A 14,364-nucleotide genomic window follows, 5' to 3' on the forward strand; every position below is an offset into this window, starting at 1 on the left:
GTCTCCCTCGTCAGTACTTGAGGCTAATGCCTCAATTATATCGGTGTTAAGCCATTCAGCTTAATAGTCTGCGGAATCAGGACGGATCCTTGTCTCCGGCAGGCCTGGTGAGGACGCCATCCGTGGGAGGATGGAGCACACCCGACACAGATCAGGAGTCGTCATGTCCAAGAAGAAGAAGGTCGGCATCCTCACCGCTGGTGGTGACTGCCCAGGTCTCAATGCCGCGATCCGTGGATTTGGCAAGGCAGCCATTCGGCAGCACGACATGGAGCTGATCGGTATTCAGGACGGCTTCCTCGGGCTGGCCGAGAATCGGACGATCACCCTGGATCCGCGCGCCCTCTCCGGCATCCTGACGGTCGGCGGAACCATTCTCGGAACCAGCCGTGACAAGGTCAATCGCATGATCATTGATGGTGAGGAAAAGGACATGGTCCCCACCATCGTCGAGAACTACGAGAAGCTCGGACTCGACGCGCTGGTCACCCTGGGTGGCGGTGGTACTTCCAAGAATGCTTACAAGCTTGCCAAGGCCGGGCTCAACGTCCTGCACCTGCCCAAGACCATTGACAACGACATTGTCGGCACCGATGACTCCTTCGGTTTCTCGACGGCCCTCGAGATCGCCACGGAGGCGATCGATCGGCTGCACTCCACCGCCCACTCCCACCACCGCATCATCCTGGCCGAGATCATGGGCCACCGTGCTGGCTGGCTCGCCCTGGGGTCTGGCATCGCCGGCGGCGCCGACGTCATTCTGCTGCCCGAGGTGCCCTACAAGGTTGACTCCATCGTCGAGGCGGTGGAGAGGCGCCGGAAGCAGGGCCTCAACTTCTCCGTGATCGCGGTGGCCGAGGGAGCCCGCGACGAGGCCGACTCCGCTGCGATGGCTGGGGCCCAGGCCCTCGTCGATTCCTCGAAGACCCCAGAGACGAAGGCCGCTGCCAAGAAGGCCAAGAAGGACCTCGAGCACTCGATGCGCGACAACACCCTCAAGCTGGCGACCCAGCTCGAGGAGGCCACCGGGCTGGAATCGCGAGTCTCCATCCTCGGCTACGTGCAGCGCGGCGGCATCCCGTGTGCCCATGACCGGCTGCTCGCCACTCGCCTGGGAACCATGGGAGCCAAGCTCGTCGACGACGGTGAGTTCGGCGTCATGGTGGCTGCCAAGGGCGGGGACACGATGACCGTTCCGCTCAAGGAGGTCGCCGGCAAGGTCAAGTACGTGCCCTCCGACCATCCGTGGGTCGAGGCAGCTCGCGAGGTCGGAACGGGCCTCGGCGACTGAGTTGTGATGCCCCTGGCCTCGGCCAGGGGCATTCGTCTGCCTGCCGTCCTTCAGGCTGCGGTGTGGATCACGCACTTTCCCCCTGGGTTGGCGTCAATGGTTGCCGTCTTCCCCGTCACACCCTCGACGACCCCGCAGTGCAGGGCACAGACCACCTGCGGGTGACCGAGGGCCAGGTCGAGGAAAGGACAGTGTCGAAGCACGATTCCCTCATCCTCGGGGGCGGGGGAGAAGCCCATCTCGTCGAGGACGGCGACGAGGTTGCCGGGGCGATGATGCCCCCAGCGCTGACCGATACGCGTGGCGGTCCCTGCCGGATCGTCGCTGGTGGCAACCTCCTCGACGAGCATCTGGGCCAGCAGTCGGTAGGCACGCGGTCCCTCGTCGTTGACGAGGGTGAAGACGGTGTGGGGTCGGCCCCGAGTGGTCCGGTGCTGGCGGGTGGTCTCCACTCGCCCTTGCTCGACGAGACGATCGAGGTGGAATCGCGCTGTCGAGGGGTGAATCCCCAGGTCAGCTGCCACGTCGGCGCTGGTGGCAGAACCGCCATGCTTCTGCAGGGCGTCCGCGACCTCGTCGATCCTCTTCTCGGATCCCGGGTCTACCAGGCTGGTGTCACTCATGCCGTCACGTTTTCTCATGCTGTCACCTGAATGATGCCCCGGGCTCCGCGCTCCATTTCCACGAAGGAGTGGTTGACGAAGGTGTAATGACCCGGTTCCTCGAAGACCATCTCGACGAAACCACCCTGGGCACTGGACAGGTCGAGAGCCTGGCAGCCACCGCCCTCCGGATTGCCACGCCTGAGGGTGTAGGCGCCCTCCTTGAACACGGTGTCGAACTGGGTGCCGACGACGTGGAAGGAGCAGCCGCGACTCGGGCCGGCTGCCAGCACCCAGATGCGTACCCGCTCACCGACCTTGGCCTTCAGTGGCTCGAAGACGTACTGGTTGGCGTGACCGTTGAACATCGTCAGGTCCGGGGTCTCGTTGGCGATCTTGCCCGTGTCGACCTCGGCCCCGTTGTGCTCGCTGAGGTAGGTCTCCGACTGCACCAGGTAGTACTCGCGATCGGCGCGCGGCAGGTCATGCGGGGGGACGATGACGGCACCGAACATGCCAGCCGCGATGTGGGCCGACATCGGCATGGTGGAGCAGTGGTAGAGCCAGATTCCGGCGCGGTGAAGGGTGAAGTTGTAGTCCAGTTCATGGCCCGGGGCAATGGTGCGCATCACCTCGTCAGGGGAGACGGTACCGGCGTGGAAGTCCAGGGAGTGACCCATCGTCCCCCTGTTGACCAGGTGTATCCGCATCTCGTCGCCGATTCGGGCGTGGATGACCGGCGCCATGTAGCGACCGTTGTAGGTCATGGCGTCGATGGTCGTCCCCGGGGCGATCTCCTGCACGGATTCCTTCGCGGTCAAGGTCATCGTGTGGACGCGTCCGGCCAGCAGCGGGGGGACGACGGCGTCACGGGTCGTGAATCCCTTGCCAGGAGACTCGGTGAGGTCGATCTTGCGGCGAGGATTGGTCGAACCCATGTGGTTGTCGTGTTCGGCACCTCCTGGCATGCCACTGACCTGAACCTTGAGCACCATGCCCATCGACTTGTGGCCGACGATGGTGCACCAGCCTTCGGTCGGACCGGTGATGACCCCGGCCTTGACGGTGGCGTGGGCCCCGGGATCCAGGCGTGGTGAATGGGCGCCATTGGCGAACTGCAGGTCGTGGACCTGGTTGGGGTCCTTGTTGGTGATCTCGACGACGAGCTCGTCACCGGCGGGGACGCTGATGGTGCTCGGGTGGTACTTCATGCCCTCGGCAGTGATGCTGACTGTCGTGGTGTGGCCGGTGGGGGAGACCTTCCCGACCACCGCGGCCGGGCCGTCGGCGTCATCGGCGGGTGCGTTCTGGTCCAGACGGTGACCAACGGCGGCTGCCGTCAGGGCGGTGGCAGCGCCGGCAAAGGCTCCGACGAAGGAGCGGCGATCAGTCGGAGCGGTGGGAGCCGGGTCGACGGTCTTGGGCGTGATGCCGGTGACGGCGGAACTGCTCGGGGCGTCGGATTCGGTGGATGTGGTGGCTGTCGGCTTGGCAGCAGGGGAGACGGCTGCCCTCTCGGGGGAGGCCCCAGGGGTTTCCCCCCTCTCGGCAGGGGTGGCCGCCCGAGCCGCCATCTGGCGTCCCTTCTCCTTGAGCAAGGGGACGCCGGTGCGCACCATCGCTGCGGTGGCAGGCAGGAAGGTGGCCAGTCCGACGACGGCCATCACCATGCCGAGGCGACGAGTCCAGGCGCCCATGGCGAGCACCCACAGCAACAGCCCGGCATTGGTGATGGTGGCTCGCAGCGCGCCGAAGGCGTGCATTTTGGCATTGGTCGCCCGGACGATCTTCGGCCCGCCACCCATGACCATCGGCATGAGATAGCTCATGGCGCCGATGAGGAGCTGGAGCAGGAAACCGACGATGACGGGCACCGAGAGGGTGAAGATGTCGTCAGCCAGCAGCCCGGTGCCCTTGGAAGCGAGTTTCCAGGCCAGCCAGACGAGCCACACCAGCATCCAGCAGATGGCCGCCCCCATGGTGAATCCGGGGAAGTCACGCGGCGGCTTGTGGACGGCACAGGCCACGAGATCTCCGAGCACGATGCAGACGCCGATGATGTGGGCAGTGACGCCGATGGCAGCGAGCCACCACAGCCCGCACAGGGCGCTGACGGTGGTGACGGCGACCGCGGCCATCATGACGTACAGGGAGTACCTGCCGTGGCGATCTTGGGCGGGTTGCATCTTGGTGCGCAGCACGGTTGGCCACAAGGTGATGAGGGTGCCGACGACGGTCAGACCGACGAATCCGAGCAGGTTGAGGGCCTGGTGGGCGACGAGCAGACGGGTTCGCCACGGCTCTACCGGGGAGAAGGCCATGATCGCACCGAGGGTCGCTCCCAGGGGCAGCAGGCAGGCGGCCGCGCAGTAGAACCTCACCGTGGAGTCGAAACGGCCGGGGAGGGCGTGGCGAACCTGATGGCCCAAGTCAAAGGCGTACCAGGTGAGCATCGAGCCGACGATCACCGCTCCTACGACCGTCACCCACGGCCAGTCCGCCACCATGCCGACACAGGTGACGATGATGCCTGCCGTCAGCAGACGGATGCGCAAGACCTGACGACTGCGATCAGCCTCGGTGAGGTTGTTGTGCAGGATCGCCTCGGTGAAGTACTGGCCCCACACCATGATCGAGGTCGTTGCGACGCCTAGGGTGACCATGTGGACCAACAGCCAGCGCGACTGCGGGATCCACCGGTTCACGATCGCCACGATGAGCAGGGCCGCCAGCCACCCGGAGACCGGACGGGACGCCTTGCGGTGCCAGCTGCGCTTGTTCGTGTCCGGCTTGCGGCCGGCCGACGCGGACGTGATCTCAGCCATGGTCCCTCCTGAGGGGGAGTGTCGTGTGTGGGGTTGCAGGCTTCGGGTGGGTGTCGGGTCGACTTCGCGAACGAACATGGGTGGCCACAACGGCCACCAGGGTCAGCAGGCTCAGCACGTTGACGACACCGCCCGCCTGCACCGCGGTGGGACGATTCAAGGCGTCACCGATGCCGATGCGCACCAGCAGGGAGGTCTCCAGGAGGAAGGCCGGCAGCCAGAACCACGTCGTCCAGCTCAGTCTGACGCGTAGTACCGCGGGGAGGATGATCGGGGCGTGGCCGAGGATCATCCCCATCGTGAATCCGAGGAAGACTGAGTGGACGACGGCGTCATAGGCCCGTCCGGTGGTGAGGAGGCCATTGATCGTCCAGATCAGACCAGCCAGACCGAGCCACAGGTAACCGATCATGAGCAACAGGCCAATGTAGGCCGACTGCCCGCCACGCTTCAGTTCGCCGCGGGCGACGTCGTTACGGCACAGCCACACCGCCAGAGCAATGAGGACGAGTCCGAGCAGTCGGTACCCGATCTGGGGGCTGGCGACCGAGACGAAGAGAGCGGCCACGACGGTCAGACACAGAGCTGGGAGGGCGCGATTGCGAGTCATCGTCAGACGGGAGAGTTCCAGCCTCTCGCCGCAGATCGTCAGGATGAGGTAGCAGGCAAGCCATCCGATGACGTCAGGGACGTCGGCCCCTGAGGTGAGCAGAGCGGCTGCACCGGCGGCGCAGAAGGCGCCGGCAATCTGGATGACGGTGGCGTCGTCCTGGTTGCGTTTCCACAGCGGGACATAAATGCCCAGCAGACCGAGCTGTGCCAGGGTGAGCAGGGTCAGGCCGAACCGGGGAGGCGTGAGGGGCACGAGGAGGACGATCACGCCAAGCCCCGAGATCAACGGAACGAGGTAGCCAGGTCTCTTCCCCAGGGCGACTGCCCGTTCCAGGCAGATGACGGTGCCGACGAAGCCGAGCACCATGAGGGGTCCGTGCCAGTCCGACAGCCGTGACGACAGCACCGGGGACCAGACGCCAAGGAGTAACAAGGCGCCGTCAAGGCCCGCCAACAGGGAGATTCCGGCCCCGACCATGAGCCAGGCTCGGCGCGATCCGACGGAGGAAGTGGGCACTGGGGAGTCCTCTTTTCGATGATCGACTCCTCAAAATACTACGTGCGCCGAGGTTTTTTCTACTTGTCCTACCGGGGATGGCAGGAGCAAGCGGGGCTCTCGGGATCATGGTTCAGGGTGTGCAGACATGGTGATCTTGCGCTCGTCGGGAGTCAGGTCGTCCAGCATGCGGAGGGGTGTTAGCATGATATATATTTGGTGTCCATGGAGAGGTGGGCATATCACTACTAATTCTGTGCTAATTTGCGATTTGCGGTTGTGTCATGTTTGAAATGATGACTAATCCATGTATCTGTGTAGTGTCATTTTCCTGACTTGCGTGAAATTAGTTCCTTGCCTTCAATGACTCCAATTATTATATATGGTGTCGAAGGATGGGCATGTGAGTCTAGATAAAAATAATATCGTGGTTAGGAGTAAAGGTGACTGGGGGCGGATCGAAGAGGACCTTCTTGGGAAACGGGAAATCTCGAATCAGTACTACTATGGAATCCATACATTGCGTGCTCTAGAGAATTTCCAAATGTCACGTGGATGCATGAACGACGAGCCTGACTTCATTCGTGGGATGGTTCAGGTGAAGAAGGCAGCAGCTCTGACGAACAAGCAGTTGAAGGTTCTGCCGAGTGATGTCGCTGACGCTATCGTCGCCGCATGCGATGCGATCTTGGATGATGGGCGCTGCATGGACCAATTCCCGACCGATTCCTTCCAAGAAGGAGCGGGAACCTCGATCAACATGAACACCAACGAGGTCATCGCCAACCTGGCTCTCGAAATGTTGGGATACCCGAAGGGTGCCTATGATGTCATCCACCCCAACGATGACGTCAACAAGTCCCAGTCGACCAATGACGCCTACGCCACCGGGTTCCGGCTTGGGGGTGTACGCCCTGCTGGAGGGGCTGAAACGAGCCGTCGCCGACCTTGCAGATAGTTTCGATGCCAAGGCCAAGGAATTTGCCGATGTACTGAAGATGGGACGCACCCAGTTGCAGGATGCTGTTCCCATGACTCTGGGTGAGGAGTTTGACGGGTACGTGCACAACATCCGTGCTGAACTGGACCGGCTTGATGTCGGAAGCGATCTTCTCGTAGAGGTCAACCTGGGCGGCACTGCCATCGGCACTCGGATCAACACCCCAGATGGATATGCCGAACTTGCCGCAGAGAAGCTGGCCAAGGTGACCGGGTACCCGATTCGTCCCTCCACTAACCTCATGGAATCGTCCTACGACAACGGCGCCTACATTGCTGTCCATTCCATCATCAAACGCCTGGCGGCGAAGATCTCCAAGATCTGCAACGATTTGAGACTGCTCTCATCGGGACCAAGGGCTGGGCTCAAGGAAATCAACCTTCCAGAGATGCAGGCAGGATCGTCCATCATGCCGGCCAAGGTGAATCCGGTCATTCCCGAGGTCGTTAACCAGATCTGTTTCAAGGTATTCGGAAACGATGTCACCTTCTGCTTCGCTGTCGAAGCTGGCCAGCTGGAACTCAATGTGATGGAACCGGCTCTGTCACAAGCAATGTTCGAGTCCATCCACCGTCTGATCAATGCCTGTGGCACCTTGCGTAGCAAATGCATTGACGGAATCACTGTAAATGCGGAGCAGTGCCGAAAGCATGTCACCAATTCCATTGGCATTTTGACCTACCTGAACGATGTGATTGGACACCATCAGGGAGATCTCATTGGCGAGGAGGCTGCCCGCACCGGAAAATCAGTTCGTGATGTCGTCCTCAAACGCGCTCTAATCCCCGAGGAAAGGCTGGATGAGATCATGTCGGCCCAGAACTTCCTTCACCCTCGATACTCCGGACGCACTTACGAGCCGAGCGACCGCGGTCTCCCGGAGGATCCCCGGACATTCGTGTCTGAGCGTCGCTGACACGCGATGATGCTCGCAGTCGGATGAATGCCGCCCTTGCACAATCCGTCGAAGTCTCCAGTGTGAGAGCGTGTGGGGGCTGAGTCTTGGAAAAGGCTTGGTCCCACCCACACACCTTTAGATAACGTTCACCGGGTGATCGGGGTGCTTGTCCAGCCATCCCCTGATGAAGGTGCAGTCCGGTCGTACCGTCAGGTTCTGGGAGGCGATGTCGTCGAGGGCAGATCGCGCCAGGGCGCTGCCAACCCCCTTGCCGCCGAAGGCGTCGAAGACCTCGGTGTGAGGCATGACGACAACGTCCCCCTCGCGGCGAAATTCTGCGAATCCGGCGAGCTCACCGTTGATATGAGACTCGTAGCGTGACTGCTGGTCGTTCTTGGTGACGATGACGTCGCTCATACTCCCATCGTCGGGCAACTGCGGCCCTATTGCCAGGGCCTTCGCAGGTGCTTTCACGGATGGCGTCATTTGCTTGGAAGTGACCGTGCCAAGGGGCAATGTGGAAGGAAGCACTCGACCTATCCGGAGAAGTCGTCATGCCCATTGATCCCAGTAAGCCGTCAACCAATACGAACGGTTCCCCCGCGCCCAGCGACGAATACTCCCTGACCGTCGGTGCCGACGGCCCGGTGCTGCTGCACGACGCCCACCTGGTTGACACCTTGGCCCATTTCAACCGCGAGAACATCCCCGAGCGCAAGCCACATGCCAAGGGGTCGGGGGCCTTCGGACACTTCGAGACCACCGCTGACGTCTCGGAGTACACCAAGGCCGGTTTCCTGCAGAGAGGCAAGGAGACCCCGATGCTGGCCCGCTTCTCCACGGTCGCCGGTGAGCTCGGTAGCCCCGACACGTGGCGTGACGTCCGTGGATTCTCGCTGAAGTTCTACACCGACGAAGGTAACTTCGACATGGTTGGCAACAACACCCCGGTGTTCTTCATGCGTGACCCGATGAAGTTCCCCCACTTCATTCGCTCACAGAAGCGCCTGCCAAACTCTGGCCTGCGCAGCCCCAACATGATGTACGACTACTGGAGCCTCTCCCCGGAGTCGGCCCACCAGGTCGCCTACCTCATGGGCCCGCGAGGCATTCCGCTCAGCTACCGCACCATGAACGGCTACTCCTCGCACACCTACTCGTGGGTGAACGCCGAGGGGAAGATCACGTGGGTGAAGTACCACTTCATCAGCGACCAGGGCGTCCACACCATGACCGCCGACCAGGCCAAGGCCGTCGTCGGGGATCACCCGGACATCCACCGCGAGGATCTGTTCAATCACATTGCTGACGGCGACCACCCGTCCTGGACCGTCAAGGTGCAGTTGATGCCCTACGACGATGCCAAGGACTACCGCTTCAACCCCTTCGACATCACCAAGGTGTGGCCACACAAGGACTACCCGCTGCACACCATCGGCAGGTTCACCCTGGACCGCAACCCGGAGAACTTCTTCGCCGAGATCGAGCAGGCGGCCTTCTCCCCGTCCAACACCGTCGAGGGCACCGGCCTCTCGCCCGACCGTATGTTGTTGAGCCGCGCCTTCGCCTACAACGATGCCGCCCGCAACCGTCTGGGCGTCAACTACGAGCAGCTTCCCGTGAACCGTCCGACCGTCGCGACGAATCAGTACGCCTTCGACGGCCAGATGACCTACGAGCATGCCGGATCGGCCCCGACCTACGCCCCGAACTCCTACGGCCGCAACTACGCCAGCGGTTACCGCGCCAGCTCGGAGGCCACCTGGGAGACCGACGGTGAGCTCGTTCGTGCCGCCCAGACCCTGCACGCCGAGGATGATGACTTCGGCCAGGCCCACACCCTGGTCCGTGACGTCTTCTCCGATCAGGAGCGTGACGAGCTGGTGGAGACCCTCGTCGACCTGCTGACGAACTTCGACATGGAGGAGCCGGTCATCGGCAACACCCTGACCTATTGGCGCAATATCGACGCTGGTATCGCTGACAGGGTCGAGTCCACGATGTGATGCCGCTCTGACCCACTCGTGGTCCCCGGGGACCCCCTCTTTCCAGCTGCGCCAGTTTCGGACACCTGCGCCGGGGCTTTTCGCGGTGCGGGTGTCCGAAACTGGCACAGCTGTGTGCCTGAGAGCGGCTCAGTGCTGGCTCGACCACACCTGCCACAGTTTGGCGAAGGGGCCGCTGCCCTCGCGCAGCTGCTCGGGAGGCCCGACCTCCACGATCCGCCCGTCCTCCATGACCGCGACCTCGTCAGCCATGGCCACCTGGGACAGCCGGTGGGCGACCAGCAGGGCCGTCCTTTCCCTGACGACCTCGACGGCGGCCCGGTCGAGGGCAGCCGCGCCCGAGCTTCCGGCTTCGGCCGTTGCCTCATCCAAGATGATGACCTGGGGATCGGCCAGCAAGGCCCGTGCCAGCGCCACCTGTTGGGCTTGGGCCGGGGAGAGCCGGGTTCCCAGTCGTCCCACCAGAGTGTCGACGCCATCGGCCAGATTCCTCACCCATTCGGCACCGACCTGTTCCAGAGCCTCCATGACGGTCTCGCGAACCTGGTCGTCAGGCCAGTTCTCGGCGGTGGCTGGTAACCCGAGAGCCACGTCGTCGAGAAGGCTGCCCGAGAAGGTGTGGATCTCCTGGCTGATGAGCACGGTTCGAGCCTTTCCAGGGGACATGACGACCTGACCAGACCGAGGTTCCAGCAGGCCAGCCACGAGTGCTGCCAGGGTCGACTTGCCAGCGCCGGATTCCCCGACGAGAACCGTGGTGTGCCCGGCAGGGATGTCCAGGCTCACCTCGTGCAGCACGTCCGGACCGTCCTGATAGCCGAAACTCAGCCCCTCCACGTGAACCGACGACGGGCCCTGGTGGGTGTGCTCGACGACGGTCGGTCCCTCGTGACGGGCGTGGATCACACCCACCACCCGCTGCAGACATACCCAGGCAGTCTGCAGGTTGTTGAGGAACATCAGCAGGAACCGCACCGGGGAGAACAGCCTCAGCAGCACCAGGACTGCCGTCGCCGCCGCACCGACGCTGAGCTTGTTGCTGGTGACGAGTAGGTGTCCGGTCCATGCGACGCCGATGGTTGCCACAGCCTCACCGGCCAGCAGCCTGACGACGAGCCTGTTCCCGAGGAACCGTCCGCGGAGGTTCCAGCGGATGGCCTGCCAGGATCCGCCCGCCACCGTCCGAATACGCAGATTCTCCAGCCCAAAGGCCCGCACCACGTCAAGACCGTGGATGGTCGAGAGGATGTGCTGGGACTGGGTTGTCGATGCCCGCCTCTCAGCGCGATACACGGGCGGGGCAGTCCGCAGGAACTCCCGGATGGCCAGGCCGTAGAGCACGGCGGCGAGGAGCACAGGGATGAAGAAGGCCGGATGCAGGCTGGCCAACGCGCCCACTGACACAATCACCATGATCATGGTGTTGACAAGGCGCGGAAGGGCGCCATTCGCCGCGTCGCGTACCGCTTGGACGTCGTCGGACGCTCGTGAGACCAGGTCGGCGGTACCGGCCCGCTCCACCCGCTGCTGGTCCAGCCCCAGGCCGGCTTGGATCATCGACTCCCGCAACCGGGTGACGATGGTCGTGAAGAAGGACGGCGTCAGCGCCTGGGCAGCGCCATTGCAGATTCCCGACCCGATCACCGCGCCGGCCATGACGAGGGCCGGGGAGAGCAGGGACGAGGGCGAACGGTGGGCCCGAGCGGCGTCGATGATCCATCCGGTCGCCACCGGCACAGCCAGGTCCAGCAGGGCTGCCGCCGTGATGACCACGATCGCGCCGACTAGGTACCCGCGCACGCCGCGTGCCGCCCGGTGGACCTCGTGACGAACCTGGTCGGCAGTGGCGAGTGGCAGCCAACGGGGAGTGCTCATGACAGCATCCCCCGGTAGTCCTCGCGGGTCAGCAACTCGCGATGTGGGGCGCGGGCGACTTCGTGGCCGTCGTCGTCGAGCATGACGACCTCATCCATGCAGTCCAACAGGGCCGGGGACGCGGTGGCGATGACGGTGGTGCGTCCCCGCCGCAACTCCTGCAGCCGTTCAGCGATGGTGGCGGTCGTGACGGCGTCGATGCTGGTGGTGGGGTCGATCAGCACCAGACCGTCAGGGGAGTGCAGTAGGGCGCGCGCCAAAGCCAGACGCTGACGCTGACCTCCGGAGACCTGGCGTCCGCCCTCCCCGACCTCGGTCTCCAGACCGCGCGGCAGCGCCTTCGCGACGGTGTCCAGGGCGGCGGCGTCGACGACAGCATCGAGTTTGGCAACCGTCGTCTGGCGATTCAGCACGATGTTAGCCCGCGCGGTGTCGTCGAAGAGTTCCGGGGTGCGTGGAGCCACCAGGACCAGACGACGTCGCTGGGACGGGTTGAGACGACTGGCCGGCACCCCATTGAGCAGGGTTTTCGGCCCGTGATCGATGGCGTCAGCCAGTGCGTCGCAGACGCGCTGCGGGGCGACGATCCCCAGGTGCGTCCCGGCCGGGACGTCCAGACAGAAGTCCGGCTCCTCGACTGGAACCCGTAGCCAGACCGGGCCGTCGCCGGGAGTGGTGCGGGCCCCGTCGTCGGGATGGACCGGCCAGGCCGCCGGGCTGTCACGCAGTTCGCAGAACCTGTCCCCGGAGGCGTTGGCGCTGGATAGTATCGTCGCGGTGTCGACGCCCAGGGCTCGCAGCGGTGGCCCAAGGGTCTGTGCCAGACCCACCACGGTGACGAGCTGCCCGACGCTGATGTGGCCCTTGAGGGTGAGCCACCCGGCCAGCACCGTGAGGGCGGTGATGAACACGCCGACCGAGGCGTTGATGGTGCCGGTGTAGACCCCCTTGATCTGACGGTTGCGCAGGGCGGCCGCCAGCCCCTCCCGACTCGCCACGCGGAATCTTTCGGTGGCGCGGTGCTCGGCCGACAACCCCTGGATGACGCGCAGCCCGCTGGTGAGATCGGCTGCGGACCCGGCCACCGCGGCCTCGGCCCGCCGCTCTCGGCGGGTGCTGCGCTTGACCGGGGCGACCCCCTTGACCGACAACAGGATGAGCAGCGGGACGATGCATACCGTCGCCAGCGCCAACCATCCGTTGATGAGAGCCATCGCGACGAGGGAACCGAGCAGGGTGACGGTGTTGCCGGGGATCGAAGTCAGGGCGATGAAGGCGCGCGACACCGCCCGGACGTCGGTGACGACGACGGCGAGAAGATCACCGGGAAGACGGGACGTCCCACCGATTCCCCCCGGAGCAGTGATCCGATCGAGGGCCTGGACACGAAGATCGTGCTCGGCCAGCCCGGCCCCGACATTGGTCTGCATCCGTACCGTCTGGGCTACCGCGCGGACCACGTAGGCCAGCGCAACCAGGGTCAGCCAGCCGGCAAGGGCAGCACCATTGGCCGCGACCACTCCGTCATCAATGGCTCCGCCGAGGGCCATCGGCATCCCGATGTTGACCAGGCTGACGAAGGCTGAGGCGATCGACCCTGGCAGCAGCCACCGCTTCCCGTCATGAGACATCTGACGCACCACGGCCCGCCCGTCGTGGACCTCGTCGAGGCCGATGAGAGGGACGTCAATGGGCGGCGGGGTCTGTCTGGGGATGTGCGGAAGCCAACTCAGCCTCGGCTGCCAGTGCCGACGGGGAGTACGTATCACGCTGCCCCCGGACCGCCGACTGACTCGAGGGGACGCCGCCTCATGCGGTGCGGCAGGACGAGCCGGGCGGCCTGGGTGAGGTCGTCGGTGATGATCTCAGTGCGTCCGTTCCACGCCGCCAGGGTGCGCGCGGCCCTCACCATCATGATGTCGGCCCGGTGGCCGTCGACATGGGCGTTGATGCAGGTGCGGGCGACCGTCGTGAGGGTCTCGTCGTCGATCTGGACCTCCTTGACGAGCTCGGTGGCCAGTCCGATCCTCTTGCTGGTCTCGTGGCCTTCCTGTTCCCACTTGCGCGAGAGGCCGGTCGGATCGTCCTCGAAGGCCAGACGGCGGCGGATGACCTCGATGCGCTTCTCGGGGTCGTCCTCACCTCCGACGGTGACGCACAGTCCGAACCGGTCGAGCAGTTGGGGACGCAGTTCTCCCTCCTCGGGGTTCATGGTGCCGACCAGGGTGAATCGCGCCGGATGGGTCACGCTGACACCCTCGCGCTCGACGGTGTTGACCCCCATCGCGGCCGAGTCCAGCAGCAGGTCGACGACGTGGTCGTCGAGGAGGTTGACCTCGTCGACGTAGAGGATCGCGCGGTGGGCCGCGGCCAGCAGACCGGGCTCGAAGCGGCGTCGCCCCTCGCGCAGGGCCGTCTCCATGTCGAGGGTTCCGGTGACGCGGTCCTCAGTGGCTCCCACCGGCAGCTCGATCACGGGCACCCGGACGGTGCGCGGCTCGGGCATGGTCTCGGGCAGTCCGAGCTCGGCAGCGTGAACCGGATACTCCTCGGGGGACAGGTGGTAGGCCCCGGGAACCTCCTGGTGCTCCGGGAGCAGGGCCGCCAGGCCACGCACCGCCGTGGACTTCGCGGTTCCTTTCTCGCCGCGGATGAGCACCCCGGACAGATCGGGGCTGATCGAGGCGAGGATGAGGGCCAGCTTCATCTCCTCCTGTCCGACGATGGCGCAGAAGGGGTAGACGGGGCGTTGTGCCATG

9 protein-coding genes and 1 pseudogene are annotated in these 14,364 nt (G+C 64.3%); 3 read left to right on the forward strand and 7 right to left on the reverse strand.

Annotation, left to right across the window (positions count from 1 at the left end; all coding sequences use genetic code 11):
- The first annotated feature begins 163 nt into the window (after positions 1–163).
- On the forward strand, positions 164–1,291 hold the full coding sequence (locus AC6I1W_RS03175) for a 6-phosphofructokinase (RefSeq protein ID WP_249361146.1): 1,128 nt from the start codon (positions 164–166) through the stop codon (positions 1,289–1,291).
- A 50-nt stretch (positions 1,292–1,341) separates the two neighbouring features.
- Here the strand turns inward: AC6I1W_RS03175 and AC6I1W_RS03180 are convergent, their stop codons facing one another.
- Genes AC6I1W_RS03180 through AC6I1W_RS03190 form a run of 3 tightly spaced genes read right to left on the reverse strand, consistent with a single transcriptional unit; the run spans position 1,342 to position 5,847 of the window.
- Positions 1,342–1,932: a helix-turn-helix transcriptional regulator gene (locus tag AC6I1W_RS03180; RefSeq protein WP_065672964.1), complete on the reverse strand. Its 591-nt coding sequence runs from the start codon at positions 1,930–1,932 to the stop codon at positions 1,342–1,344.
- Positions 1,929–4,718 carry a multicopper oxidase domain-containing protein gene (locus AC6I1W_RS03185; RefSeq protein ID WP_065672965.1) on the reverse strand — a complete coding sequence of 930 codons (2,790 nt, stop codon included), beginning with the start codon at positions 4,716–4,718 and terminating at the stop codon, positions 1,929–1,931. The genes AC6I1W_RS03180 and AC6I1W_RS03185 overlap by 4 nt, the downstream gene beginning before the upstream one ends.
- Entirely contained in the window at positions 4,711–5,847 is a 1,137-nt protein-coding gene (locus AC6I1W_RS03190; RefSeq protein ID WP_489687018.1) for a DUF8744 domain-containing protein, read from the reverse strand. Before AC6I1W_RS03190 ends, AC6I1W_RS03185 begins: the two co-directional genes overlap by 8 nt.
- Positions 5,848–6,253: 406 nt before the next feature.
- Here AC6I1W_RS03190 and aspA point away from each other — a divergent pair.
- A pseudogene (gene aspA / locus AC6I1W_RS03195) lies at positions 6,254–7,742 on the forward strand (aspartate ammonia-lyase).
- Between the two features lie 117 nt (positions 7,743–7,859).
- Here the strand turns inward: aspA and AC6I1W_RS03200 are convergent.
- A complete protein-coding gene (locus AC6I1W_RS03200) occupies positions 7,860–8,141 on the reverse strand; it encodes a GNAT family N-acetyltransferase (protein ID WP_015583477.1) in 282 nt (93 codons plus the stop codon).
- Positions 8,142–8,278: 137 nt separating this feature from the next.
- Between AC6I1W_RS03200 and AC6I1W_RS03205 the strand changes: the two genes are divergently transcribed.
- On the forward strand, positions 8,279–9,730 hold the full coding sequence (locus tag AC6I1W_RS03205) for a catalase (RefSeq protein ID WP_270236580.1): 1,452 nt from the start codon (positions 8,279–8,281) through the stop codon (positions 9,728–9,730).
- Positions 9,731–9,859: 129 nt separating this feature from the next.
- Here AC6I1W_RS03205 and AC6I1W_RS03210 read toward each other — a convergent pair whose 3' ends face one another.
- The 3 genes from AC6I1W_RS03210 to AC6I1W_RS03220 all read right to left on the reverse strand — a co-directional run bounded on the left by AC6I1W_RS03210 (position 9,860) and on the right by AC6I1W_RS03220 (position 14,363).
- Positions 9,860–11,605, reverse strand: coding sequence for an ABC transporter ATP-binding protein (locus AC6I1W_RS03210; protein ID WP_270236581.1), 1,746 nt, complete (start codon positions 11,603–11,605; stop codon positions 9,860–9,862).
- Positions 11,602–13,236: an ABC transporter ATP-binding protein gene (locus AC6I1W_RS03215; RefSeq protein ID WP_270236606.1), complete on the reverse strand. Its 1,635-nt coding sequence runs from the start codon at positions 13,234–13,236 to the stop codon at positions 11,602–11,604. The genes AC6I1W_RS03210 and AC6I1W_RS03215 overlap by 4 nt, the downstream gene beginning before the upstream one ends.
- Positions 13,237–13,370: 134 nt before the next feature.
- Entirely contained in the window at positions 13,371–14,363 is a 993-nt protein-coding gene (locus tag AC6I1W_RS03220) for a magnesium chelatase ATPase subunit I (RefSeq protein WP_221268589.1), read from the reverse strand.
- Position 14,364 lies beyond the last annotated feature (1 nt).

Source organism: Cutibacterium sp. KB22876 (assembly GCF_059728865.1).